Raw genomic sequence first — 20,815 nt, forward strand, 5'->3', positions numbered from 1 at the left:
GCCACCCGAGCGGCGCGGTGGCGTCAGGCCGCCACGACGCCCGCACCGATCGCCATGACGAGCAGCAGGAAGCCGATCGCGCCGCCCACCACCGCCGCGACGGTCAGCGGACGCGGCAGCGTCTCCTGCCGCCGCAGCCGCCGGAAGCGCACGACGATCACGATCAGCGCGAGCACCACCGCGATGGCGCCCACGATGCCGAGCACCTGGAACACGGGCGTCAGATCGGCGGTCAGCGGGTCGGAGGGGCCGGCGTCGTCACCCTGGAGGAACAGCATGCTCGCATGCTGCCCGTCGCGAGCGGCGCCCCGCACCCGCTGGACGCGACGGCGCGACCCGCGCTATGGCGCTCGTCGATCGCTGCCCGCCGCGATGCGCGCCGAGCGCACCGTCGCGCGCACGGGGCGCAGCGGAGGATGCCCGCCCGTCGCGTCGAGGTCGCGCGACGGCGGCGCCGGCGCGGCGCGGTCGGTCACCCGGGGTCGACGCCGAAGTCGCCCTCGCGCGAGGCGTCGGCGCCGTCGCCCGGGAGGTGCTGCGCGGCGTCGTCGTACGACGCGGGCGTCTCGCCGTGCGCCGTCGGCCCCTGCGAGACGCGGTAGATCGTGCGCAGCATGCCCGTGGGCAGCGCATCTGCCCGCACGAGCGAGAAGTGCTGGATGGGCGAGCCGTCGGCGAAGAGGCGCGCGCCGGTGCCCGCGGCGACGGGATGGATGAGCAGGCGCAGCTCGTCGAGCTGGCCCGCGTCGATGAGGGCGCGCACGATCGTGATGGAGCCCGCGACCAGCACCTTCTCGACGCCCTCCTCGCGGAGCGCCTGCGCGGCGGCGACGACGTCGTTCGTGCGCTCGACGGCGCGCCAGCCGAGCTCCTGCATGCCGCGCGTCGCGACGACCTTGCGGAGGTCGCCGAGCTCCTTCGCGAAGCCGGCATCCTCGCCGCCCGCCGCCTCGCGCTCGGGCCATGCGCCCGCGAACGAGTCGTAGGTGACGCGGCCGAGGATGAGCGCGTCGGCGTCGGCGTAGTCCTCGCCGACGGCGGCACCGACCGCCTCGTCGAAGTACGGGAAGTGCCAGTCGGGGTCGATCTCGGCGACGCCGTCGAGCGAGATGAACAGGGTCGAGACGATCGTCGTCACAGCGGCCTCCGCAGGTCGAGATGGGGTGAGCCTAGGCGCTCCCTGCGCGCCTCGGCACCCCGTGTCCGATCGATCCCGAGCCACGCGACGCGGGGTCGCTTCCTATGACGTGCCGATGCAGTGCTTCCGGAAGCGTCGCTACCAGCGTGCGCGGCCGCGGGCGCCCGTACGCTGGGAGGACCTGTTCCCTGACCCACGAGAGAGACACCCGTGAGCCATCGAAGCCCCGCCCCCGACTCGGAGGGCCGAAGTCCCTCCCTCGACTCGGAGGGACGAAGTCCCGACGCGGAGGGCCGATCACCCGGCCTGACGCCCCGCACCGCCCGAGGGGGTGAGTGCTGATGCTCGAGGCGACGCTCACGCTGCTCCTCGGCATCCTGCTGACGCTGGCGATCATCGCGGCCTGCGGCTTCTTCGTCGCGCAGGAGTTCGCCTACATGTCCGTCGACCGGTCGCGGATCGCCGCGAAGGCCGCGAGCGGCGACGCGCAGGCGAAGCGCGTGCAGGCCATCACGAAGCGCACGTCGTTCATGCTGTCGGGCGCGCAGCTCGGCATCACGGTGACGGGCCTCCTCATCGGCTACGTCGCCGAGCCGCTCATCGGCGAGTCGCTGGGCGTGCTGCTCGGCGGCGTCGGCATCCCCGCCGGTGTGAGCGTGCTCGTCGGCACGACCGCGGCCCTCGTGCTCGCCACCATCGTCACGATGATCTTCGGCGAGCTGTACCCGAAGAACTACGCCATCGCGAACCCCGAGCCGCTCGCCCGCGCGCTCGCGCTGCCGACCCGCATCTACCTGCTGGCGTTCGGCTGGCTGATCACCGTCTTCGACAAGGCGGCGAACGCGCTGCTGCGGCTCGTGCGCATCGAGCCGCTCGAGGACGTCGACGCCAGCGCCACGGCCCGCGACCTCGAGGCGATCGTCGAGGAGTCGCGCGTCAGCGGGCACCTGCCCGCCGACCTGTCGATGATGATCGACCGCATCCTCGACTTCCCGCAGCGCGACGTCGAGCACGCGATGGTGCCGCGCTCGCGCGTCGACTCGGTGTCGCCCGACGCGACGATCGGCGAGGTGCGGGCGCGCATGGCGACCGCGCACACCCGCTACCCCGTGGTCGACGACCACGACTCGCCCCTGGGCGTCGTCGAGCTCGTCGACGTGCTGCGGTCGCAGGCGCCCGACTCGGCGCCCGTGACCGAGGTGATGCGGGATGCCGTGGTGCTGCCCGCGACGATGCTGCTGCCGCAGGCGCTCGACCGCATGCAGCGCACCCGCAACGAGCTGGTGTGCGTCGTCGACGAGCACGGCTCGTTCGACGGCATCCTCACGATCGAGGACCTCACGGAGGAGGTCGTGGGCGAGATCGCCGACGAGCACGACACGGATGAGATCGCGGTCGTCGCGAGCGGCGACCACGCGTGGGTGCTGCCCGGCGACGTGCACGTCGACGAGGTCGAGCGCCTCATCGGCCACGACCTGCCCGAGGGCGACGACGAGACCATCGCGGGCGTCGCCATCCGCCATCACGGCGACCTGCCGGCCGAGGGCGACGTCGTGCGCGTCGACCTGCCGGAGCAGGCGGGCGAGATGGTCGAGGGCATCGAGATCGACCGCTGGCTCGAGATCGAGGTGTCGGCCGTCGAGCGGCACGTGCCCTCGCAGGTCGTGCTGCGCCTCGTCGAGCTCGACCGGTCGACGGGCGAGCGCGTGGAGGCCGATGCCGTCGCCTCCGACGCCCCGTCCGAGGAGGTGGCCCGATGAGCTGGTGGGTGGTGACCCTCGTCACGACGCTGCTGATCGTCGCGAGCGCCTTCTTCGTCATCGTGGAGTTCGCGCTCCTCGCCGCCCGCCGCCACCGGCTCGAGGAGGAGGCGCCTCGCAGCGCATCCGCTCGCGCCGCGCTGCGCGGCGTCAACGAGCTCACCGTCATGCTCGCGTTCGCGCAGCTCGGCATCACGGTGTGCACCTTCCTGCTCGGTGCGATCACGAAGCCCGCGATCGACTACGCGCTGTCGCCGGTGCTCGAGGGCTGGGGTCTGCCGTACTGGCTCGCCGACGTGCTGGCGTTCGCGCTGGCGCTCGTCGTCGTGACCTTCCTGCACCTCGTCATCGGCGAGATGGCGCCGAAGTCGTGGGCCATCGCGCATCCCGAGACCGCCGCGAAGGCGACGGGCCTCCTCGCCCGCGGCATGACGTGGCCGCTGCGCCCATTCCTGCTGTGGATCAACCACATCGCGAACCGCCTCGTGCGGGCGTCGGGCGTCGAGCCCGTGGAGAAGGCCGCGGCCGGCGGGCAGGACGTCGACACCATCCGCGAGCTCGTCGCCCACTCGAAGGCGGCCGGCGTGCTCGAGGAGCAGTACTCGGAGCCGATCGCGAAGGCGATCTCGCTCACGACGCTGCAGGTGTCCGACGTGGTGCGCGCGGATGCGGTGCCCACGTCGGTGCCGACGACCGCGGTCGCGGCCGACGTGCAGGCCGCATCGGCCCGCTCGGGGCACCTGCGGGTGCTCGTCGGCTCGGGCGCCACGGCGCAGGTCGTGCACGTGCGCGACACGCTCGCGGTGCCCGCATCGACCCCCGTCGCGGGGCTCGCGCGCGACGCGTTCACGGTGACGTCGGACGCGTCGGTGCACGACGTGCTCGCGCGCATGCGCCGCGAGCGGGTGCAGCTCGCGACGGTCGTCTCGGGCGAGGCGCTCGTGGGCGTCGTCACGCTCGACGACCTCCTGCGCGAGGTGCTGCCGGGGCCGGCGGAGGCGGTGCCGGCCTAGCGCCTGGCCCGCTCGTCGCGCGGCCCCTCGCCCCAGCGGGCGTGGGGGCCGCGCTGCGTGGCGGGGTCAGTGCCGCGTGCCCCAGCGCATCGGCTGCATCCGCCGCTCGTTCTCCTCGCGCACCATGCCGGGGATGAGGAAGAGGTCGACGACCCACCAGATCGCGACGGCGAGCAGGCCGAGGAGGCCGACGCCGAACAGGAGGATGGCGGGCACGCTCACGAGGCCGACGACGAGCATCGCGATGGCGCTGCCGGTGCGGCCGAGGTAGAAGCGATGGATGCCGAGCGTGCCGAAGACGATCGCGAGCACGTACGCGACCCACATCTCCTTCATCGAGGCGACGATCACGACCTGCGGCGTGGGCGCGTACGCCTGCTGGTGCGGGTACTGCTCGGTGAAGCTCAGGCGCGCGGGTGCGCGCGACGTCGTCGGCGCGATGGCGGTCGACGGCGTACGCGCCACGATGTCGTGACTGCGATCGCGCGCCTCGTGCCACTTGTAGCCGTCCCACCAGCGCTCGACGCCGTAGGGGTCGGTGCGCCATCCCGCGCGGCTGTCGGTCGTCATGCTCGGATGCTATGCGTCACCCCTGACGATCGGATGCGAGCATCGCTCACCGTTGCGAGATCGTGACGCAAGCAGCGGGCGAGCGCTGGAGACGCCTCATCCGCTCGTGACGCAGCGTGACGCATGCCCGTCGACGCGCGAGCGCGTCGTCCGTACGGTCGCCGCGAGGGCAGCCACCGCATCCGACGAGGAGTCCGCATGACCACCACCACCCGCTCGATCGCCGACCAGGTCTCCGAGTTCGACGTCGGCTTCGCCGAGACGATCGGCCCCGACCTCACCGCAGTCTTCGCGCGCGAGCAGCAGGACCTCCTCGCCGCGGGGACCCCCGCGGGCGTCGTCGCGCCCGGCGACGCGCTGCCCGCAGCCACCCTGCGCACCCCGGCCGACGAGGCCGTCGAGCTCGCCGACGTGCTCGGCGGCGCGCCCGCGGTGCTCGTCCTCTACCGCGGCGCCTGGTGTCCGTACTGCAACATCGCGCTCCAGCACTACGAGCGGACGCTCGCGCCGGCGCTGCGCGAGCGCGGCGTCGGGCTCGTCGCCATCAGCCCGCAGACGCCGGACGGATCGGCCGCGGCGGTCACGAACGGCGAGCTGTCGTTCACGGTGCTCTCCGACCCCGGCAACGCGCTCGCCGCGCAGCTGGGCATCGTGACGGCGCCGAGCGAGGAGGCGCAGCGGGCGCACACCGCCCTCGGGTTCGCGGTGCGCGACAGCAACGCCGACGCGACCCCCGGCATCCCCTTCCCCACCGTGCTCGTGGTCGACGCTGGCGGAACCGTGCGGTTCGCCGACGTGCACGTCGACTACACGACGCGCACCGAGACCGAGACGATCCTCGAGGCCGTCGCGGCGCTCTGACGCGCGGCCGGCCGCATCCACCCCGCGGGTCGGGTGCGGCCGGCGCGGGGGTCAGGCCTCGGCGCCGTCGACCCGGTCGACCCAGGAGTACCGCGGCTGGAAGCCGAGCTCGCGCTTCGCCTTCGCGTTGCTGAGCAGCGTCGCGCGGCCCTCGATGGGGGCGCGGCGCTCGAGGTCGGCGAGCTCGCCCGTGAGCAGCTCGACGCTCGGGCGACGCATCACGGTGTCGTCGGCGACGACGATGAACACCTCGGCGCCGCGCCGGTCGGCCTCGACGGCGAGTCGCACCGCCTGCGCGGCGTCGCGGTGGTCGATGTAGCCCCACAGGTTCCACGAGCGGGCGGCGAGGTCGTCCTGCCAGGAGTCGAAGCGCGCGTAGTCGTCGTCGGTGAGCACGTTCGAGAAGCGCAGGCCGATGATCGACGCGTCGGGCTGCCACCGCGCGAAGTGCCGCGCCATCTCCTCCTCCACGGCCTTGCCGAGCGAGTAGGTGCTCTCGGGCCGCACCGTGTACTCCTCGTCGACCGGCAGGTACGGCGGCGGCGCGTCGAACGGGAGCCCGAGCACCGTCTCGCTCGACGCCCACACGACCTTGTCGATGCCGAGCATCCGAGCCGCGGCGAGGACGTTGTAGCCGGAGACGGCGTTGTTGGCGAAGATCGTCGCGTTCGGCCTCCGGCCGGGCGCGGGCACGGCGCCGAGGTGCACGACGGCGTCGAAGCCGCCGAGGCGGTCGTCGACGCCGCTCATCGTCTCGACGACCTGCCCGAAGTCGGCGAGGTCGACGACGGGGCCGCCGTCCGGGCCGTCGGGTGAGGGCGCCTGGTCGATGCCGAGCACGTCGTGGCCGTGCTCGCGCAGCTCGGCGACGGTCGCGCGGCCGACGCGGCCGGAGGCTCCGGTGACGAGGATCTTCATGTGCGGTTCCCTTCGATGGTCGCTCCAGGGAACGCTACGGAGCCGCGCCGCGGCACGCGCGGGGTGGACAGGCGCCCCTCGCATCCCGCCCGACTCAGTCGGCCGTCGGCATCCCGACGAGCTCGAGGTGCTCGCGGATGACGTCGTCGATCGACGCGGGCGCCTCGATGCCGAGCGCGAGCGCCCGCCTCGGGTCGAACGCGCCGGGCCACGACGCGACGATCGCGACGATCGCCGGATCGACGTCGACGTCGACGAGGTCGGAGAGCGGCTGCCCCGAGACGCGATCGAGGGTCTCGAGCATCGCGGCGGGCGTCGTCGACAGGCCGGGCAGGATGACGGCGGTCGGGCTGCCCCACTCCTCGTCGGTCGCGGTGGCGGCGCGCACGAGCCCATCCACCGTCCGCGCGGGCGACGAGAGGCTGATCGGGGTCTCGGGCGGCACGGGCAGCGGGGCGCGCACACCCGCGACGGGCTCGCGCACGATGCCGGACACGAACGACGAGGCGGCCGCGTTCGGCGCACCGGGTCGCACGGCGACGGTCTGCAGGCGCACGGTGCGTGCGCGCACGAGGCCGCGGCGGCCGTAGTCGCCGACGAGCAGCTCGGCCATGTACTTCTGCGCACCGTACGACGACTGGGGACGCGGCACGGTGTCGTCGCCGATGACGTCAGGCTGGCCGAGGTGCGGGTCGTCGCCGAAGACCGCGAGCGAGCTCGTGAAGACGAACGTCGCGGGCTCGGCGCCGGCCTCGGTCGCGGCGCGGACGCGGTCGAGCAGCGTGCGGGTGTCGTCGACGTTCGTCTGCAGCCCGAGGTCGAGGTCGGCCTCCGCGGCACCCGAGACGACACCCGCGAGGTGGAAGACGACGTCGACGGGGCCGAGGTCGCGGGCTCGCTCGCCGATGGGCCCGACGAGCGCGTCGACACGCTCGTCGGCGAGCAGCTCGGGGCGCGGCTCGGCGATGTCGAGCAGCGTCAGGCGGTCGACGTGCCCGATCGGAGCGTCGTCGCCGAGGATGCGGTGGGCGAGCTGGGAGCCGACGAAGCCGGCACCGCCGGTGATGAGGACGCGCATGCCCCCATCCTCCCGGATGCGCCGTGCGCCACGAGGTGCGCTCCCCGCCGCGACGTGCGCCTCTCGTCTCGAGGCCCGGTTCCCGCGTTCGGGTGCGCCTCTCGGTGCGCCGTACGAGCACCGCACCTCGCGACGAGGGCCGGCGAGGGGCACCCGCTCATGCCTCCGGCGCCCACGCACCCCGATCCTCGGGCGGCACCCACCGCTCGACGTCGAGTCGCGGCGGGAGGTCGCGACGCACCGTGATGCGGCCGATGCGGTGGCCGTCGGGTGCATGCACGTGCACCCACGCGCCGTCGAAGTCGTAGAGGTCGTCGCGCTCGAGGAGGTACGTGGGGCGCGCGAACGGGATGTCGCGGCGACCGGGCGCGCTCGGCATGTCGTCGGCGAAGCAGCCGGGCAGGGACGCGCGCGGCTCGACCTCCACGGCATCGACGACGCCGCCGCGCATCCGCACCGTCACGCCCGGCAGCGCGCGCACGTGCTCGACGAGCGGATTCGACGCGGGCCGCCCGAGCGCGTCGAGATGCCGCGTGAACTGCCCGGACCGCCAGCGGTGGATGCGGTGCGACACCGTGACCCCGCGCAGCACGGCCGTGACCGCGGTCACCGTCGCCGCGTCGCCCTCGCCGACGTGCTCGACGAGCAAGTCGCCGCGCGCGAAGCGGTGCAGCGAGGTCGTGCCAGCCACGGCGGCGGGCGCGCCGGCCGCATCCCGGAGCGCCCCGTGCGTCGCAGGCAGCGGCGCTCGACCCCCGAACGCGCGCACGTCGATCCGCACGCTCAGCACGCGATCGCCCTCGACCTGCACCTCGGCGCCGTGCTCGAAGGCGACGAGGCGTCGCGGATGCCCCGACGAGACGGCCCAGCGGCGGTTCGTGCCGCCCGCGAGCCGTGCGAGGGCCCGGAAGGCGGGGCCCTCCTCCGGCTCGCCGAGCGCCTCGAGCGCCACGCCGATCGCGCCCGCGGGCGTGGGCGCGACGGCGCCGCGCTCGAGCACGAGCGCCACGGCGCCCCCGGCCTCGTCGTACCGCACCCGCAGCGGGTTGCCCTCGACGTGGTGGATGCCGTCGACCGCGTCGCCGAGGATCGCGCCGACCTGCGCCCGGTCGCTGCCCGCATCCAGCCCAGCGACGAGCGCCGCAGGCCGCGGGTAGGCGCCGTCGCCGACGAGCCGTAGAGCGAGCGAGCGCACGCCGCCCGCATCCGCCTCCACGCGCACGGTGCCGGCAGCGAGGGCGCGCGAGCGTTCGAGGCTCGGCGAGCCGTCGGGCGCCCCGAGCGCGTCGACGTGCCACCACAGCTCGCCCTCGAACGGCTGTCGCAGCATGCGCTCGCGACGCGGCATCCATCCCTCCGGCCGCCATGTCGCACCGCCGGGGTGGAAGAGCAGCCGCTCGGGGTGCTCGCCGCGCCAGCACTCGGCGAGCAGCGGCTGCAGGTCCCAGGCGTTCCGCAGGGCTGCCGCGTACTCGTCGTCGGCGAGCGCGAAGAGCGCGTCGGCCGAGCCGTGCCCCACCTGCTGGTCGACGCCGACCCATGCCTGGCCCGTCGTCACCTCGACGCCGAGGCTCGGGTGCGACGCGATCTGCACGAAGCGCCGCTCGTCGGGCGTGGGCTCCCGTCGCCTCCGCGCCATGCGCCGCCCTCTCGTCGATCCCGGGGCGCCCGGGGCACCGCCGAGCCGACGATACGCCGCGTCGCCCGAGCGCCGCCCGACCGCGCCGGCACGCGCCTTGCGACCTTCGATGGAGGCGCGAGGTGCCGCCCTTCGGTCGTCGCGGCCGCCCCCTGCCCGTTCGTAGCGTCGTGAGCGACCAGTCACGCGACCCGAGCGGAGGCCCGACCATGACTCGCACCGATCTCGAACCCACCCGGACGGGAGGGGGCGTCGCCGCCCTCATCCGACGCCGACCCCTCGTCGCGTTCTTCGCGCTCGCCCTCGGGATGAGCTGGCTGGCGTGGACGCCGTGGATCCTCTCGGAGGACGGCCTCGGCGTGCTGCCGTTCTCGTTCCCGACGGTGCTCGGCAGCACGCAGATCACGGGGATGCTGTTTGGCGCCTACCTCGGTCCGCTCGGCGCCGCGTTCATCGTGACGATCGTGACGTCGGGCCGCGCGGGCCTGCGTGTGTGGGTGGGACGGCTGCTGCGGTGGCGCGTCGCACCACGGTGGTACGCCGTCGCGCTGCTCGCCGTGCCCGTCTCGGTGCTCGCGCTCGGCGCGATCGCCTCGGGCGGCACGATGCAGGCGCCGAGCCTCGCGGCGCTCGCGCTCTACGCGCCGATGCTCGCGTTCCAGATGGTGACGACGGGTCTCGCCGAGGAGCCCGGCTGGCGCGACTTCGCCCTGCCCCCGCTGCAGGAGCGCTTCGGCCCCCTCGGCGCCGCGGCGATCCTCGGCCCGCTGTGGGGCGCGTGGCACCTGCCCCTGTTCCTCACCGCCGACTGGGGAGCCTGGCCGAACGTGACGGTGCTCGACGTCGTGCAGTTCGTCGCGTTCTCCGCGTTCTTCAACGTCGCCGTCATGTGGCTCTTCAACCGCTCGGGGCAGAGCCTGCCGATCGTCATGCTCTTCCACGTGAGCCTCAACACGACGGTGTCGGTCTTCTGGGCGGAGATGTTCCCCACGGTCGACGACGCCATCGGGGTGCTGCTCGTCGGCTCGGCCGTCGCCGCGGCCGCGGTCGTCGTCCTCACCCGCGGACGCCTCGGGCTGCCCCGATCGACGCCGCTCTTCGGCAGCCGCGCGGCGCGATCGGGGAGGATTGCGGCGTGAGCCCATCCCGTCGCGTGCCGAGCGTCGCCGACCTGTCGGTGGCGCTCGGCTGCGGCGTCGTCGCCGTGGGGGCCGTCGCGGCCGCGCCGACGCTGCTCGGCCCTGCCGAGGCGCCTGCGCTGGATGCTGCGGCGACCTGGCAGACGGTGGGCGTGCTCGTCGCGCAGGCGCTCCTGCTGATCGTCGCGCGCGTCGCACCGCGCGCGACGCTGCTGGGTGTCGTCGCCGCGGCGATGCTGCTGGGGCTCGTCGTGCCGAGCGGCCTGACGAACCTGGCCGATGCGGCCGTCATCGTGGCCGTGCTGCGCACGACGTCGCTGCTGTCGGCGCGATCGCTGCGCCTGCTGCTGCCGCTCGCCGGTGCCGCGGTGGCCGTCGGCCAGGCGTCCGACCTCCTTCGGGCGGGCGGCCTCGACGTCGGGCCGGCCATCGTGTCCGGCCTGCTGCAGGCCGTCGTCGTCGTGGCGCTGCCCGCGGCGGGGGTGCTCGCCGTCACGGCCCGCCGCGACGCGCAGCGCGCTCGCAGCGGCGAGTCGGCCGCGATGGCACGGGAGCACGACGCGCGCGTCGAGGCGGCCGTCGCGCGCGAGCGCACGAGCATGGCCCGCGAGCTGCACGACATCGCCGCGCATCACGTCTCGGGCATCGCGGTCATGGCGGCGGCGATCGAGCGGCAGATCGACGCCGATCCGGCCGGCGCGAAGGAGTCGGTGCGGCAGGTGCGCGCGCAGAGCCGTGCGCTGCTCGACGACCTCCGCCGCCTCGTCGGCCTGCTGCGCGACGCCGACCACGTCGACGCGATCGAGACCGTCGACGCCATCGAGCGGCTCGTCGCCGATGCACGCGCGGCGGGGCGCGAGGTCGCCTCGCACGTCGAGGGGCGCACCGACGGCGTGGGCCCGCTCGGCCAGCTCGTCGCCTTCCGCATGGTGCAGGAGTCGCTCGCGAACGCCGCGCTCCACGCACCGGGTGCTGGCTGCGTCGTCACGATCGACGGCACCCGGCCCGGGCGCGTCGTGGTGTCGGTGCGCAACGACGCCCCGGCATCCGCAGGCGACGACGCACGAGATGGATTCGGGCTGCTGGGCATGCGGGAGCGCGCAGCGCTCGTCGGCGGCGAGGTCAGCGCCGGGCTGCATGCCGACGGCACGTGGCTCGTGCGGCTCGAGCTGCCGTCGGAGCCCACGGGCGCCGGCGGCCCTCCGCCCGACTCGGGCGCTGCGAGGCAGGGCGAGAACGGCCGAGCGCCCGGCTCGGCGGCCGCGCAGCAGGGTACGGTGACGCCGTGATCCGCGTGCTCGTCGCCGACGACCAGCCGCTCGCACGCGCCGGCATGGCCGCGTTGCTGGCCGCCGAGCCCGACGTCGACATCGTCGGCGTCGCCGAGGACGGCGACGAGGCGCTGCGGCTCGCGCTCGAGCTGCGCCCCGACGTCGCATGCCTCGACGTGCGCATGCCCGGGCGCACGGGCATCGAGGTGACGCGCGCGCTGTCGTCGGCCGAGGGCGCCGCGGATGCCGCGCCGATCCCCGTGCTCATCCTCACCACCTTCGACGTCGACGAGTACGTCTTCGGCGCGCTCGAGGCCGGCGCGGCGGGCTTCCTGCTGAAGGATGCGGAGCCCGACGAGATCGTCGCCGCGGTGCGACGGGTCGCCGCGGGCGACGGCACCCTCGACCTCTCCGTGACGCGGAAGGTGCTGCGCGAGTTCGCGCGGCGCCGCACGCTGCAGGCCGTCGCGACGCCCGCCGACGTCGACCTCCTCACGCCGCGCGAGCTCGACATCCTGCGCCTCCTCGCGCAGGGCATGTCGAACGAGCAGATCGCAGCGAGCCTCGTCGTCGAGGTGAGCACCGTGAAGTCGCACCTCGTGCGCATCCTGCCGAAGCTGGGGGTGCGCTCGCGGCTGCAGGCCGTCGTGTGGGCGTACCAGAGCAGGGTCGTCGAGCCGAGCGGCTGACGCCCCGCCGGGTCAGACGGCCGGCACCCGCAGCGTCAGCCCGTGGTGCTTGAGCGACATCGCGACGCCCACGACGTCGCCGACGGTGTCGCCGTCGAGCTGCAGCAGCTGCGGCTCGTCGAAGCGCGCCTCGAAGTGGCGGCCCTGCGTGTAGCGCAGCGCGCGCAGGTCGGGCGTGCGGCGCAGCACCCAGCGGCCGGCGCGCGACGCCTGGAACATGCCGTTCGTCGTGAAGCGCGACGCGATCTGCACCCACCCGAACGCGCCCTTCGGCTTGAAGACGACGACGTCGAGCAGCCCGTCGTCGACGACCGCATCCGGCAGCAGCAGGAGGTTGGCGGTGAGGGTGCCCACGTTGCCGACGATGATCGTGTGCGCGCGCAGGCTGCGCGACCGCCCGCGCTCGATGCGGTAGCGCAACGAGAACTGCGCGTTGCCGAGGATGGAGCGGGCGATGGGGTCGACGTACGCGCCCCATCCGATGCGCCGCTTGAGGTCGGCGTTCGTGTCGGCCGCCATGCGCGCGTCGAGCCCGATGCCCGCCATCACGAGGAACGCCTTGCGCGTCACCGTGTCGTCGGCGGCGCGCATCGTGGCGAACGCGATGTCGACCGGGCGGTCGATGCCGGCGAACGTCGTCTCGACGGCGCCCGGGATGCCCACGCGCGCGAGGCGCAGGTTGCGCGCCAGCAGGTTGGCCGTGCCTGCGGGCAGCAGCGCGAGCGGGATGCCGCTCTCGTGCACCACCTCGGCGACGGCGCGCACCGTGCCGTCGCCGCCTGCGACGAGGATGACGTCGGGATGCTGGGCCACGGCAGCGCGGGCCGCGCCCGCGCCGGCGTCGTCGGCGTCGGTCTCGAACCACAGCGACGGGCCCCACCCGTGCTCCTGCTCGGCGGCGTCGACCGCCTCGCGCAGCCGGTCGAGCGGCACCTTCGTGGGGTTCACGACGACGGCGGCGACCTGCGGCGCGCTCGTCGGCGCGGGCGAGTCGTCGGTCATGCTCCTGACGGTAGCCCGCGAGGGCAGTGGGCGAACGATGCGCGGGCGATGCGCTAGGGGTGGGCTCCCGTCGTCCTCGAGCGCGGCCGAGGCCGCCGCCGACGACCGCCGGCCGCGTTCGGCGGCGCTCAGACGAGGCCCAGCGATCGCACCTGCTCGCGCTCGTCGACGAGCTCGGCGACCGATGCATCGATGCGCGCGCGGACGCCGTCGGCGATCGGCAGGTCCTGCACGATCGACCACTCGCCGCCGACGACGCGCACGGGGAACGACGACACGAGCCCCTCGGGCACCCCGTAGGAGCCGTCGGAGACCACGGCCATCGACGTCCAGTCGTCCTCGGCCGTGCCTGCGACCCACGTGCGCGCGTGGTCGATCGTCGCAGCCGCGGCGCTGCCGGCCGACGACGCTCCGCGCGCGGCGATGACGGCTGCGCCGCGCCCCGCGACGGCGGGGGCGAAGTCGTCGACGACCCAGGCGGCGTCGACGGCGTCGCGCGCGGCGCGGCCGTCGACCGTCGCGTGCGCGAGGTCGGGGACCTGAGTCGTCGAATGGTTGCCCCAGATGGTCATGCGTCGCACCGCTGCCGGGCTGGCGCCGAGCTCGGCGGCGAGACGGGCGACGGCCCGGTTGTGGTCGAGACGGGTGAGGGCGCTGAAGCGCGTCGCGGGGACCGAGGGCGCGTGCCGTGCGGCGATGAGCGCGTTCGTGTTCGCGGGGTTGCCCGTGACGGTGACGCGCACGTCGGATGCGGCGACGGCGTCGAGCGCCGCACCCTGCTCGCGGAAGATCGCACCGTTCGCAGCCAGCAGGTCGCGCCGCTCCATGCCGGGCCCGCGCGGGCGTGCACCGACGAGCAGCGCGTGCGAGACGCCGTCGAACGCGTCCCGGGCTTCGTCAGCCAGATCGACGCCCGCGAGCGTGCCGAACGCGCAGTCCTCGAGCTCCATGGCGACGCCTTCGAGCGCGGGCATCGCCTGCGGCAGCTCGAGCAGACGCAGCCGCACGGGCTCGTCGGGCCCGAGCAGCGCACCACTCGCGATGCGGAACGCGAGCGCGTACCCGATGCTGCCCGCGGCTCCCGTGATGGCGATGGACGTGACCATGCGACCTCCTCGACTCCTCTCCATCGTGCCGCGCCGGCCGATGGCGCACCAGGGCCGCCGATCGGCGGGCGCAGACGCGCCATGCATCACGCGTCAGCCCGCATGAGGCACGCGGACTCGCGCGCGTGGCAGTCGACGCACTCGCCGGGGTCCCTGTCCAGCAGCCGCTCGCACTCCTCGCTGCCGTCGACGGTCCATTCGTCGACGCGCCTCATGAGTCCGAGCCGCCGAGGTCCGAGCGCGTCAGCGCCGGGCACACACTCCCTCACCATGCAGCACCACTAGGCTGCCGCCACCTACCCAGCGACGTCGGGAGACTCGTGGACACGCCCTCGATCGACGACTCGATGCATGCCTTCTTCGACCGTTGGGAATCGATGCAGCAATCGATCGAGCTGAGCCCTGCCTCTTGGAACGAGATCGTGCACTCAGCCGTCCTCGCAAAGCGGGCAGGAGACGACGCGACTTCCGTCGCCATCTACGTCGGGCTCATGCTCGAGTCGGGGACGCTCTACTCAGGACTGCTGGGCAATCTCTACAAGCCGCTGGCGTGCTCCGGTCATCTGCGTGAGGCCGCCGGAGTTCTCCTGGTCCTGAAGCAGGTCCTCGACCGCAATCCCGTGCAGATGCCGTTCGGTCTCGAGAGCGGACCGTCGTCGTACGACTTGCACTACCCGCAGCTTCGCGCTGCTGTGTCGTCGCAATCGGACCTGGAGGAGTACCTCACTCCGTTCTCCGGTCGACCTGGTTACGCATTTCCTCGGGACTTCGAGACGGCGAGAAGAGAGCTGGTCTCCTTCATCGGCGGCGGGGCCAGGCTCGCGACCCTGAAGTCGGCGCCCACGGGCCAGCGGCCGACCTCTGGAATGCAAGCATCGCCCTCGTCGACGTCGTCAGGAGGAGGTGGTTGCTACATCGCGACCGCCGTCTACGGCTCGTACGACGCACCCGAGGTGCTGGTGCTCCGTCGATTCCGCGACGAGGTGCTCGCGACCTCACGCTTCGGCCGGGCTGCGATCCGTGCGTACTACGTCGTCAGTCCCCCGATCGCGGACGGCCTCCGAACGGCCCACCTCCTCAATCGCATCGCTCGGTGGCTGCTCGATCACCTCGTGATCGGGCTGCGGTCGCGTCGAGCGTCAGACCCCACCGAGGCATAGAGGTCTCGTCGCGCCGTACGTCGCGACGAACGATCGACACCTCCCAGCACCGCGCGCGCCTGGGTGCGCCTACGCCGACCCGCTCCACGGTGCCGGCACGAGCACCCACAGCACCACGGCTGGCTCGCCGCCCTCGACACGCCACGTGTGCGGCTCTCGGCCGGGGAAGGTCACGGCATCCCCCGCCACCGCGAGCACCGAGCGGTCGACGAACTGCAGGCGCACGGCACCCGAGACGACGTGCAGCACCTCGACCTGGCAGTTGATCGTGTAGAGGTCGGTGCCGCCGTGCGCGTCGGGCGTGAGCTCTGAGCGCAGCAGCTGCAGCCGCTCCTCGCCGCGCGGCGTCATGAGCCGGTCGTCGACGTGCACGCCACCGAGGTTGACGCGCGGCGCGTCGTCGAACGCGACGTGCTGCACCTCCGGCTCGGCGAACAGGGCGCCGATCGGCAGCGACAGCACCTGGCACAGCTGCACGAGCGTCGCGAGGCTCGGTGACGTCTCGTCGCGTTCGACGCGGCTGAGGAACCCCTTCGAGAGACCCGTCGTCTCGGCCACCTGGGCGAGCGTCATGCCCTGGGCAAGGCGCACCGAGCGCAGGCGGGCCCCGATGGGCGCCACGGCGTCGTCGGCGGCGGGATGGATGGCGCGCACGGCTCGCCCCTTCGTCGGAAGCATCTTGACGCTCGACTCCGCGCAGGAGTACGGTCGGCCCAAGTTGTCCTCAGAATACAGAAGGTTGCCCAATATGCAACACGGCACGCACGAGAAGCCGAGAGGCCCGGTCGACGCCAGCCGCGTGCCGCGCTTCGCCGGCATCGCGACCTTCGCGCGCCTCCCGAGGCTCGACGAGGTGGCGCACGCCGACATCGTGGTCGTCGGCATCCCCTTCGACGGCGGCGTCAGCTACCGGCCCGGCGCGCGCTTCGGCCCGGCGCACGTGCGCGAGGCCTCGCGGCTGCTGCGCCCGTACAACCCGGCGCAGGACGTGCATCCCTTCGGGGCGCAGCAGGTGGCGGATGCGGGCGACATCGCCGTGAACCCGTTCGACCTCTCCGAGGCGGTCGCCGAGATCGAGGCCGGCGCGCTCGCCCTCGCGAAGGACGCCGACCGCATCGTCGCCGTCGGTGGCGACCACACCATCGCCCTGCCGCTGCTGCGAGCGGTCCACCAGCAGCACGGGCCCGTCGCGGTGCTGCACTTCGACGCGCACCTCGACACGTGGGACACGTACTTCGGCCAGCCCGTCACGCACGGCACGCCCTTCCGCCGCGCGTCGGAGGAGGGCCTCATCGACCAGACGGCGAGCATGCACGTGGGCATCCGCGGGCCGCTGTACTCGAAGGAGGACCTCCGCGACGACGCCCGCCTCGGCTTCGCCGTCGTGACGAGCGAGGACCTCGAGGAGGAGGGCGTCGCGGCCGCGATCAAGCGCATCCGCGCCCGCGTCGGCGACGCGCCCCTCTACATCTCGATCGACATCGACGTGCTCGACCCCGCGCACGCCCCCGGCACCGGCACCCCCGAGGCCGGCGGCCTGACGAGCCGAGAGCTGCTGCGCATCCTCCGCGCGCTCTCGGACCTCAGGATCGTCGGCGCCGACGTCGTCGAGGTCTCCCCCGCCTACGACCATGCGCAGCTCACGGCGGTCGCCGCGAGCCACGTCGTCTACGAGCTGCTCAGCGCGATGGCGCCGCGCACCGCATCCGAGGAGCAGTCATGACCGATGTCACCGAGCAGCACGTGCGCGACGCCGCGGCGGCGATCGTGGATGCGTTCGCCGCCACCGACGGCGAGCGCTACTTCGCGCTCTTCGCACCCGAGGCGAGCTTCGTCTTCCACACCGAGCCGCAGCGGCTCGACGACCGCGCGGCATACGAGGCGCTGTGGCAGGAGTGGATCGCGACGGGGTGGCGCGTGACGTCGTGCACGTCGAGCGAGCAGCAGGTGCTGCTCATGCCGGGCGGTGGCGTCTTCTCGCACACCGTGACCACCGCCGTCGAGACGCCCGACGGGCCCGACTCGTATCGCGAGCGGGAGACCATCGTGTTCCGCTCGACGCCTGCCGGGCTGCTCGCCATCCACGAGCACCTCTCCCCCACGCCCTGACCCGCGCATCCCGCACCCGCGCCCCGCAGCCCCAGGAGACGAAGATGTCCCTCATCGCACGACTCGAACGCCGCATCTCGACCGACGACGACGACGGCAGGCCCGTGCGCGGCACCCACTCGCTGGGCCGCACCCTCATGATCTGGCTGGCGGCGAACCTCGTCGTCACGACCCTGCTCACGGGCACGCTGTTCGTGCCCGACCTGCCGTTCGGCCTCGTCATCGCGCTCATCGTGGGCGGCACGCTCGTGGGCGCCGCCGTGCTCGTGACGATCGGCGCCATCGGCACCCGCACGGGCCTGCCGACGATGGCTCTCACGCGCGGCCCGTTCGGCACGCGCGGCAGCCTGCTGCCCGTCGCGGTGAACGTGCTCATCCTCATGGGGTGGAGCTGGGTGCAGGCGATGCTCGCCGGCACCGCCTTGAACTACATCGTGGCGACGACCACCGGCTTCTCGAGCCCCGTGCTCTTCGCCGTCATCTGCCAGACGATCGTCGTGATCCTCGCGATCTTCGGCCACGCGGGCGTCTCGCGCGTCGAGCCGTGGTTCGCCGCCGTGATCCTCGCGATCGCGGCGTACATCCTCGTCGTCGTGCTGCTGAACGCGTCGCCGGCCGACTTCGCCGGCATCGCGCGCCCCGCCGAGCCCTTCTACACGCCGGGCCTCGCCTTCGACGCCGTCGTGGCGACCGCCATCTCGTGGACGGTACTGTCGGCCGACTTCAACCGCTTCGCCCGCACCACGCGCGCAGGTGTGATCGGATCCGGCATCGGCTACACGCTGTCGACCGTCATCTCGATGTCGCTCGGCGCGATGGCCATCGCCTACGTCGTCATCATGGGCGGCGAGCCCGTCGCGTTCGACCCGGTGACGATCATCGAGCCCTTCGGCGCCGCGTTCGCCGTCGCCATCTTCCTGTCGGTGATGGCGACGAACACGATGGTCGTCTACGGCATGGTGACGAGCGTCGTGAACGCCCTGCCCGGCTCGCGCGTGCGCTTCCTGCCCGCGGCGCTCGTGCTCGGCGTCATCTCGGTCGTCGGCTCGACGTTCTTCGGCCTGCTCGACCAGTTCACGACGTTCCTCGTGACGATCGGCGCCCTCTTCGCGCCGATCTTCGCGATCATGATCGTCGACTACTTCGTGGTGTCGCGCGGAAGCTACGACCGGGACATCCTGCGCCCACGGGGTGGTCGATTCTGGTTCTCGGGCGGGGTGAACTGGATCGCCGTGCTCGCCTGGGCGGTCGGTGCCGTGATGGCGTACGTGTGGGCGTACGTGTGGCCGCTGCCCATCGGCGCGACGGTGCCGGCGTTCCTGCTGACGGTGGTCGTGTACCTCGCGGCGTCCTGGCCTCGTCGGGCTTCGACGACCGTTGGGCCGAGCAGGCACCTAGCGGATGACGCGCCCGCGTCGCCCTCGGCCCCCGCTGCGTCGCGCTCGTGACGTCGCGCGTGATCGACCTCAGCCATCCGATCGTCGACGGGATGCTCGTCTACCCGGGCGACCCCGCGGTCCATGTGTCGTCTGCGTTGTCGCTGGAAGGCGACGGCGTCGCGGTGACGTCGCTGCGGATGGGCTCGCACACGGGCACGCACATCGACGCGCCGTCGCACACGGTGGCGGGTGGGCGGACGCTCGGTGCGGTGTCGCTCGATGAGCTGGTCGGGGATGCGCTGGTGGTGCGAATGCCCGGGCTAGCACCTCGGGAGGTCTATGGGTGGGAGCGTCTCTCTGCTGCCGCCTCGATCCCTGACCGCGTGCCTCCGATCGTCGCGATCGACACGGGCTGGGCGCAGTGTTTCGGGTCGTCGCGCGCATTGGAGCATCCGGCGCTCGGCGCGGATGCGGCGCGCGAGCTCGTCGCTCGCGGCATGCGCATCCTCGCGGTCGACACCCTGAGCCCCGACCCGACCGGCTCGTCGTCGGACTTCCCGGTGCACGACGTGGTGCTGGGCGCGGATGGGCTCATCGTCGAGAACCTGTGCGGGTTGGACGCCGTGCCCGACCGGGTGCGTATGGGCTTCTTCCCGCTGCGGCTCGATGGGGATGGGGCGCCGGTGCGGGCGGTGGGGTTCGTCGAGTGAGCCGGACGCTGCAAGCCGGTCGAGGCCTGAGTACGTACGGCGATTGATCACGGGGCAGGACATCACGGGCCGGTTGCTATCGATGTCGCGCGCATCGCCAGATCGAACCTTCAGACATCTGCGGCACACTTCGAGACAGCACATCTCACCGAGCCACCGCAAGGATGTTCATGACCGACGAGCTCGTCTTCAAAGTCCAGGGCACGAGTGCACTACCCGCGCGGGAGACCTCCCTGGCGGCCGCTGGTCTGCACGAGCGCAGCCACCTTCAGGAATGGGTGCTTGCGAACCCCGAGATCCTGGGCCCCGATGTGCTTGTCGTGACGAGCGAGTTCGATCGCTGGATGTCGAAGGATGGGCGCGAAGCCGATCGTCTGGACATACTCGGGCTGGGTTCTGACGGCCGGCTAGTCGTGGCCGAGTTGAAGCGCGACCGAGCGCCAGACTATGTGACGACGCAGGCCATCAACTACGCAGCCCGAGCCTCACGCTTCTCGCTCGAAGACCTCGCGGATGCCTATCTATCCTTCGTCAGCAAAGGCGAGGACGCTCCCACCACCGCGGTTGAAGCACTAGCAGCCCTCACCACCCACGCGCCGGAGCTGTCCGTGGAGACACTCCGCAATCCGCGGATCACCCTTGTCGCAGGCGAATTTCCTGCGGCAGTTACGTCGGCTGCAGTTTGGCTCACCGAGCAAGGCATCGACATGATGCTGATTCAGGTTCGCGCCTACGAATGGGAAGCGAGTCACGCGGTCACGGTGTCCCGGTTGTGGCCGGTCGCTGACGTTGAGGACTATGTGGTGGCGCCCGCGCGTCGGGAGAAGACCGGAGCGAAAGCGACTGAGCCCCTGCCCGCCACTCCCTGGTCGGTTCGGGACCTCGAGCAGCTGGCTGCTTTGGACATCCGAGAGACGGTGCTCACCACTCTCGACATGTGCGCCGAGAAACCCGATGAGTGGATCGGTGGCCTCCGGGTGATGGCAGCCACAGGCCGTGCTCAAGCACAGCACCGCGGTGACTATGGTGGCTTCGCCATCGTGGTGCGCCGGAAGTTCGACCGCAGCAACCCTCCGTTCGACACGTGGTACGGCGAGGTGGATGCTGAACCCCCTCAGTCCTACTACCGGCTCGACGACGCAAGTGCCGCGGTCTGGCGACGCCTTCGGGGCCTTAATCCCGCAACTGCGAACTCTGGCGCAGAAGACACTGCCGACGAGGCGTGACTCGTTCGCGACGCTTACACCGATTACGGGACCGCTTCGAGCTGCAC

General features: G+C 72.7%; 21 protein-coding genes. 12 read left to right on the top strand and 9 right to left on the bottom strand.

Annotated features, from left to right (window positions below):
* Positions 1 to 23: 23 nt before the first annotated feature.
* Both ACFQPP_RS01070 and ACFQPP_RS01075 read right to left on the bottom strand, forming a co-directional pair.
* Positions 24 to 278, bottom strand: coding sequence for a hypothetical protein (locus ACFQPP_RS01070; protein ID WP_376914626.1), 255 nt, complete (start codon positions 276 to 278; stop codon positions 24 to 26).
* 194 nt (positions 279 to 472) lie between these two features.
* A complete protein-coding gene (locus tag ACFQPP_RS01075; protein ID WP_376914627.1) occupies positions 473 to 1,138 on the bottom strand; it encodes a dihydrofolate reductase family protein in 666 nt (221 codons plus the stop codon).
* Positions 1,139 to 1,479: 341 nt separating this feature from the next.
* On the opposite strand from ACFQPP_RS01075, the gene ACFQPP_RS01080 reads away from it, so the two are divergent.
* Positions 1,480 to 2,898 carry a hemolysin family protein gene (locus ACFQPP_RS01080; protein WP_376915283.1) on the top strand — a complete coding sequence of 473 codons (1,419 nt, stop codon included), beginning with the start codon at positions 1,480 to 1,482 and terminating at the stop codon, positions 2,896 to 2,898.
* Positions 2,895 to 3,911, top strand: a complete 1,017-nt coding sequence (locus ACFQPP_RS01085) for a CNNM domain-containing protein (RefSeq protein ID WP_376914628.1) — start codon at positions 2,895 to 2,897, stop codon at positions 3,909 to 3,911. Before ACFQPP_RS01080 ends, ACFQPP_RS01085 begins: the two co-directional genes overlap by 4 nt.
* 66 nt (positions 3,912 to 3,977) lie before the next feature.
* Here ACFQPP_RS01085 and ACFQPP_RS01090 read toward each other — a convergent pair whose 3' ends face one another.
* Positions 3,978 to 4,481 carry a TM2 domain-containing protein gene (locus tag ACFQPP_RS01090; protein WP_376914629.1) on the bottom strand — a complete coding sequence of 168 codons (504 nt, stop codon included), beginning with the start codon at positions 4,479 to 4,481 and terminating at the stop codon, positions 3,978 to 3,980.
* Positions 4,482 to 4,679: 198 nt separating this feature from the next.
* On the opposite strand from ACFQPP_RS01090, the gene ACFQPP_RS01095 reads away from it, so the two are divergent.
* Positions 4,680 to 5,342, top strand: coding sequence for a peroxiredoxin-like family protein (locus tag ACFQPP_RS01095; protein ID WP_376914630.1), 663 nt, complete (start codon positions 4,680 to 4,682; stop codon positions 5,340 to 5,342).
* Positions 5,343 to 5,393: 51 nt separating this feature from the next.
* On the opposite strand, the gene ACFQPP_RS01100 is transcribed toward ACFQPP_RS01095, so the two are convergent.
* The 3 genes from ACFQPP_RS01100 to ACFQPP_RS01110 all read right to left on the bottom strand — a co-directional run bounded on the left by ACFQPP_RS01100 (position 5,394) and on the right by ACFQPP_RS01110 (position 8,977).
* The gene (locus ACFQPP_RS01100; RefSeq protein ID WP_376914631.1) at positions 5,394 to 6,260 is read right to left on the bottom strand and encodes an NAD-dependent epimerase/dehydratase family protein; all 867 of its coding nucleotides are present in this window, start codon (positions 6,258 to 6,260) and stop codon (positions 5,394 to 5,396) included.
* A gap of 94 nt (positions 6,261 to 6,354) precedes the next feature.
* Positions 6,355 to 7,338: an NAD-dependent epimerase/dehydratase family protein gene (locus ACFQPP_RS01105; protein WP_376914632.1), complete on the bottom strand. Its 984-nt coding sequence runs from the start codon at positions 7,336 to 7,338 to the stop codon at positions 6,355 to 6,357.
* A gap of 157 nt (positions 7,339 to 7,495) precedes the next feature.
* On the bottom strand, positions 7,496 to 8,977 hold the full coding sequence (locus ACFQPP_RS01110; protein ID WP_376914633.1) for a hypothetical protein: 1,482 nt from the start codon (positions 8,975 to 8,977) through the stop codon (positions 7,496 to 7,498).
* Positions 8,978 to 9,186: 209 nt separating this feature from the next.
* Here ACFQPP_RS01110 and ACFQPP_RS01115 point away from each other — a divergent pair, with 209 nt between their 5' ends.
* The 3 genes from ACFQPP_RS01115 to ACFQPP_RS01125 are packed head-to-tail and all read left to right on the top strand — an operon-like array spanning position 9,187 to position 12,076.
* Positions 9,187 to 10,116, top strand: coding sequence for a CPBP family intramembrane glutamic endopeptidase (locus tag ACFQPP_RS01115; protein WP_376914634.1), 930 nt, complete (start codon positions 9,187 to 9,189; stop codon positions 10,114 to 10,116).
* Entirely contained in the window at positions 10,113 to 11,405 is a 1,293-nt protein-coding gene (locus tag ACFQPP_RS01120) for a sensor histidine kinase (RefSeq protein WP_376914635.1), read from the top strand. The genes ACFQPP_RS01115 and ACFQPP_RS01120 overlap by 4 nt, the downstream gene beginning before the upstream one ends.
* Complete coding sequence (locus ACFQPP_RS01125; RefSeq protein WP_376914636.1) at positions 11,402 to 12,076, top strand: response regulator; 675 nt, start codon at positions 11,402 to 11,404, stop codon at positions 12,074 to 12,076. Before ACFQPP_RS01120 ends, ACFQPP_RS01125 begins: the two co-directional genes overlap by 4 nt.
* A 12-nt stretch (positions 12,077 to 12,088) precedes the next feature.
* Here the strand turns inward: ACFQPP_RS01125 and ACFQPP_RS01130 are convergent, their stop codons facing one another.
* Positions 12,089 to 13,078 (bottom strand): diacylglycerol/lipid kinase family protein, encoded by a 990-nt coding sequence (locus tag ACFQPP_RS01130; RefSeq protein WP_376914637.1) that lies wholly within the window; start codon positions 13,076 to 13,078, stop codon positions 12,089 to 12,091.
* A 128-nt stretch (positions 13,079 to 13,206) separates the two neighbouring features.
* A complete protein-coding gene (locus tag ACFQPP_RS01135; RefSeq protein ID WP_376914638.1) occupies positions 13,207 to 14,184 on the bottom strand; it encodes a malate dehydrogenase in 978 nt (325 codons plus the stop codon).
* A gap of 125 nt (positions 14,185 to 14,309) precedes the next feature.
* Here ACFQPP_RS01135 and ACFQPP_RS01140 point away from each other — a divergent pair, with 125 nt between their 5' ends.
* Positions 14,310 to 15,344 carry a CFI-box-CTERM domain-containing protein gene (locus tag ACFQPP_RS01140; RefSeq protein WP_376914639.1) on the top strand — a complete coding sequence of 345 codons (1,035 nt, stop codon included), beginning with the start codon at positions 14,310 to 14,312 and terminating at the stop codon, positions 15,342 to 15,344.
* Positions 15,345 to 15,413: 69 nt separating this feature from the next.
* Here ACFQPP_RS01140 and ACFQPP_RS01145 read toward each other — a convergent pair whose 3' ends face one another.
* Entirely contained in the window at positions 15,414 to 15,998 is a 585-nt protein-coding gene (locus ACFQPP_RS01145; protein ID WP_376914640.1) for a helix-turn-helix domain-containing protein, read from the bottom strand.
* 94 nt (positions 15,999 to 16,092) lie between these two features.
* Between ACFQPP_RS01145 and speB the strand changes: the two genes are divergently transcribed.
* From speB to ACFQPP_RS01170, 5 genes are all read left to right on the top strand, one after another.
* Positions 16,093 to 17,067 carry an agmatinase gene (gene speB, locus ACFQPP_RS01150; protein ID WP_376914641.1) on the top strand — a complete coding sequence of 325 codons (975 nt, stop codon included), beginning with the start codon at positions 16,093 to 16,095 and terminating at the stop codon, positions 17,065 to 17,067.
* Positions 17,064 to 17,453, top strand: a complete 390-nt coding sequence (locus tag ACFQPP_RS01155; protein ID WP_376914642.1) for a YybH family protein — start codon at positions 17,064 to 17,066, stop codon at positions 17,451 to 17,453. The genes speB and ACFQPP_RS01155 overlap by 4 nt, the downstream gene beginning before the upstream one ends.
* Before the next feature lie 44 nt (positions 17,454 to 17,497).
* A complete protein-coding gene (locus ACFQPP_RS01160) occupies positions 17,498 to 18,901 on the top strand; it encodes a purine-cytosine permease family protein (protein WP_376914643.1) in 1,404 nt (467 codons plus the stop codon).
* Positions 18,898 to 19,542 (top strand): cyclase family protein, encoded by a 645-nt coding sequence (locus tag ACFQPP_RS01165; protein WP_376914644.1) that lies wholly within the window; start codon positions 18,898 to 18,900, stop codon positions 19,540 to 19,542. The genes ACFQPP_RS01160 and ACFQPP_RS01165 overlap by 4 nt, the downstream gene beginning before the upstream one ends.
* A gap of 170 nt (positions 19,543 to 19,712) precedes the next feature.
* On the top strand, positions 19,713 to 20,768 hold the full coding sequence (locus ACFQPP_RS01170) for a hypothetical protein (RefSeq protein WP_376914645.1): 1,056 nt from the start codon (positions 19,713 to 19,715) through the stop codon (positions 20,766 to 20,768).
* The last annotated feature ends 47 nt before the right edge of the window (positions 20,769 to 20,815 follow it).

It is taken from the genome of Agrococcus sp. GCM10030265, from assembly GCF_042666675.1.
Classification (GTDB): domain Bacteria; phylum Actinomycetota; class Actinomycetes; order Actinomycetales; family Microbacteriaceae; genus Agrococcus.

What these genes read in the sequence shown, in the direction of transcription:
- ACFQPP_RS01085 (WP_376914628.1), top strand. Translation starts at nt 2,895, where the DNA reads ATGAGCTGGTGGGTGGTGACCCTCGTCACGACGCTGCTGATCGTCGCG.
- ACFQPP_RS01090 (WP_376914629.1), bottom strand. Translation starts at nt 4,481, where the DNA reads ATGACGACCGACAGCCGCGCGGGATGGCGCACCGACCCCTACGGCGTC.
- ACFQPP_RS01110 (WP_376914633.1), bottom strand. Translation starts at nt 8,977, where the DNA reads ATGGCGCGGAGGCGACGGGAGCCCACGCCCGACGAGCGGCGCTTCGTG.
- speB (WP_376914641.1), top strand. Translation starts at nt 16,093, where the DNA reads ATGCAACACGGCACGCACGAGAAGCCGAGAGGCCCGGTCGACGCCAGC.
- ACFQPP_RS01155 (WP_376914642.1), top strand. Translation starts at nt 17,064, where the DNA reads ATGACCGATGTCACCGAGCAGCACGTGCGCGACGCCGCGGCGGCGATC.
- ACFQPP_RS01130 (WP_376914637.1), bottom strand. Translation starts at nt 13,078, where the DNA reads ATGACCGACGACTCGCCCGCGCCGACGAGCGCGCCGCAGGTCGCCGCC.
- ACFQPP_RS01070 (WP_376914626.1), bottom strand. Translation starts at nt 278, where the DNA reads ATGCTGTTCCTCCAGGGTGACGACGCCGGCCCCTCCGACCCGCTGACC.
- ACFQPP_RS01160 (WP_376914643.1), top strand. Translation starts at nt 17,498, where the DNA reads ATGTCCCTCATCGCACGACTCGAACGCCGCATCTCGACCGACGACGAC.
- ACFQPP_RS01080 (WP_376915283.1), top strand. Translation starts at nt 1,480, where the DNA reads ATGCTCGAGGCGACGCTCACGCTGCTCCTCGGCATCCTGCTGACGCTG.
- ACFQPP_RS01105 (WP_376914632.1), bottom strand. Translation starts at nt 7,338, where the DNA reads ATGCGCGTCCTCATCACCGGCGGTGCCGGCTTCGTCGGCTCCCAGCTC.
- ACFQPP_RS01115 (WP_376914634.1), top strand. Translation starts at nt 9,187, where the DNA reads ATGACTCGCACCGATCTCGAACCCACCCGGACGGGAGGGGGCGTCGCC.
- ACFQPP_RS01095 (WP_376914630.1), top strand. Translation starts at nt 4,680, where the DNA reads ATGACCACCACCACCCGCTCGATCGCCGACCAGGTCTCCGAGTTCGAC.
- ACFQPP_RS01135 (WP_376914638.1), bottom strand. Translation starts at nt 14,184, where the DNA reads ATGGTCACGTCCATCGCCATCACGGGAGCCGCGGGCAGCATCGGGTAC.
- ACFQPP_RS01170 (WP_376914645.1), top strand. Translation starts at nt 19,713, where the DNA reads ATGACCGACGAGCTCGTCTTCAAAGTCCAGGGCACGAGTGCACTACCC.
- ACFQPP_RS01100 (WP_376914631.1), bottom strand. Translation starts at nt 6,260, where the DNA reads ATGAAGATCCTCGTCACCGGAGCCTCCGGCCGCGTCGGCCGCGCGACC.